Here is a 2,462-nt window from a genome sequence, read left to right as displayed (position 1 = left end):
GGGCCACCGCCGCCTCGGGGGTCGGCGCGGGCGCGGCCGCCGGAGCATGCGTGTGTTCGTGGCTGTGGCCGTGCCCCAGGTCGTGCGCGATCTCGCGGTACTTGCAGCCGTCGCAGGGCAGCAGGCTGCCCGGGGTGCCCTCCAGCAGGTCGGCCACGCGGCCCTCCAGCAACTCAAAGATCTCGCGCTCCAGGCCGAAGTGCGGCGACTGCGCGAAGCGCACCTGCGGGTACTGCGCGCGCAGGTGCGCCACCTGCCGGCCGATGCGCTGCATCAGCGTGCCGGTGTACAGGTAGTACGGCAGCACCACGATCTGCTTCATGCCCAGCAGCACCTGGCGCTGCACCACGCGCTCCAGGCGCGGCCAGGTGATGCCGGTGAAGGCGATCTCGACCAGCTCATGGTGGCCGTCTTCCTGCAGCCAGCGCGCCATCTTGGCGACGTCGCCGTTGGCCTGCCGGTCGGACGATCCCCGGCCCAGCAGCACCACGCCGGTGGTGGTGGGGTCGGGCATGTCCAGCGCGTTCATGCACTGGCGCAGCTGGCGCTGCAGGATGGCCAGGATGGGCTCGCACGCCGTGAGGTGCGGGCCGTAGAGAAACGCCACGCCGGGGCAGTGCGCGCGCGCATGTTCGATGGCCTCGGGGATCTCCATCTTCACGTGGCCCGCCGCGTTGAGGATGAGCGGCAGCACCAGCACGCGCTGGCTGCCCTGCGCGGCCTGCAGCAGGCCGTCGTGCAAGCCGGGCGGCGCGAACTCGATGAAGCACACCTCGATGCGCCAGGCCGGCTGGCGCGCGCGCCATTGCGCCACGAAGGCGTGGATCTCGTCGTTGCCCTCGGGCTCGCGCGAGCCATGGCCGATCAGCAGGATGGTGGTGTTCATGGGGCACGTTCCAGAGGGGGTTGGGTGGGGCGGGCGGGCTCGCTCGCCCGGCGAAAGCGGTGCGTGAAGGTGGGGTCGTACAGCTTGGACTTGGCCAGCTCCGTCCACTGGCGGGCGCCCAGCGTGGGGCTGGCGATCACCATGGCCTGGCTCACCACCTGGGCCTCGCGGCAGCGGTCGCGGATGTCGGCGAGCGTGCCGCGCACGATCAGTTCCTCGCCCGGCCAACTCGCCTTGTGCACCACGAGCAGGGGCGCGTCCTCGGCCCAGCCGGCCTCGCGCAGCCCGGCCTGCACCTTGTGCAGCAGCGTGATCGACAGAAAGATGCACAGCGTGCAGTGGTGGCGGCCCAGCTCGGCCAGCGACTCGCCCGGCGGCATGGGCGTGCGGCCCTCCACGCGGGTGAAGATCACGCTCTGCGTGACCTCGGGCAGGGTGAAGCTCTCCACCGCCGCCGCGGCCGAGGCCATGGCCGAGGACACCCCCGGCACCACGCGCAGCGGCACGCCCGCGGCGTCCAGCGGCTGCACCACCTCGATCAGCGCGCCGTACAGGGCCGGATCGCCCGTCTGCAGGCGGATCACGGTGTCGTGCTTTTGCGCCTGCAGGATGAGCCACGCGGCCATCTGCGGCAGCGTCATGTCCTTGCTGTCGGCGATGGTGCAGCCGGGCGGCGCCCAGCGCGTGGCCGCCTCGTTGACGAGCGAGCCCGCGAACAGGATGGCACCGGCGCGCTCGATGAGCGCGCGGCCCTTGACGGTGATGAGCTCGGGATCGCCCGGCCCGGCGCCGACGAACCAGACGGTGCCCGGCGTCATGGCCGCGGAGCTGGCGCACGCGCCAGCACAGAGAAGATTTGCATGGGGACCACAGGAATGCATTCGCCCGGACCCCTGCCTCCCCGCAGGTTCCGTGAAATGGGCCGCGCGCTCCAAGGCCTGTGCCTTGGGGCGCGCGGCCCCCTGTCGGCCGGTCTCCGGGCTGGCGAAAACCCGTGGGCCCTTCCCAGATGCCGAGGCATCCAGTGGGCACGATTCCACGGGGTGAAGGCGAGGCCTTCTTTCGCTTACCGTTGCGGGGGCAGCCCAGGTTGGGGCGCGGTCCGTGCCGGACGCGCCCTCCCTGGTTCCCGTTTAACTGCGCGGTCGCAATGACCGCGCGAGCACCAACGGGCGGGAGTATAGATCGATTGCCAGCCTTTCAGGCCTCACGCCCTAGTGAAACATGCCTTGGAAGCTATTATTTCAATAGCAAACATGACAGGCCAGGCCAAGGATTCCAAGGAGCTGTGACCGCAGGTAACGCCTTGCACACGGCACCCTGGGCCGGCACCGCCACCCCAGAACGATTCAGAAGGCTTCAGGCGCTGCGGCGGCCCGGGGCCCGCGCTTTCTCCAAGAATGGAGCCGCCCCCCGCCCGGGGGGCGCGACACACCGATCCATCGAACAAGAGAGGGAGATTTCCATGCGACGACCCCCTTGCGCCCGACGCGCCCTGCTGGCGCTGGCGGCCCCCGCCCTGCTGTGCCTGGGCGCCCCTAAGATGGCCGCGGCCGCCACGGCACCGGCCTGCGCG

The 2,462-nt window shown here is 70.8% G+C and carries 2 protein-coding genes and 1 riboswitch; both genes read right to left on the bottom strand.

What is annotated here, in order from left to right; all coding sequences use genetic code 11:
- Positions 1 to 886, bottom strand: an 886-nt coding sequence (locus tag AC27KI_RS22790) for a sirohydrochlorin chelatase (protein WP_487115979.1), incomplete at its 3' end; no start/stop codon positions are given.
- Positions 883 to 1,704 (bottom strand): precorrin-4 C(11)-methyltransferase, encoded by an 822-nt coding sequence (gene cobM / locus AC27KI_RS22785; RefSeq protein WP_317356926.1) that lies wholly within the window; start codon positions 1,702 to 1,704, stop codon positions 883 to 885. The genes cobM and AC27KI_RS22790, both read right to left, overlap by 4 nt.
- A 132-nt stretch (positions 1,705 to 1,836) precedes the next feature.
- Positions 1,837 to 2,071: riboswitch (cobalamin riboswitch) on the bottom strand.
- Between the last annotated feature and the right edge of the window lie 391 nt (positions 2,072 to 2,462).

The organism is Acidovorax sp. KPB24-03 (genome assembly GCF_057546605.1).
The sequence above is the reverse complement of the archived record's forward strand: the minus strand, read 5'-3'. Positions and strand labels throughout refer to the sequence as shown.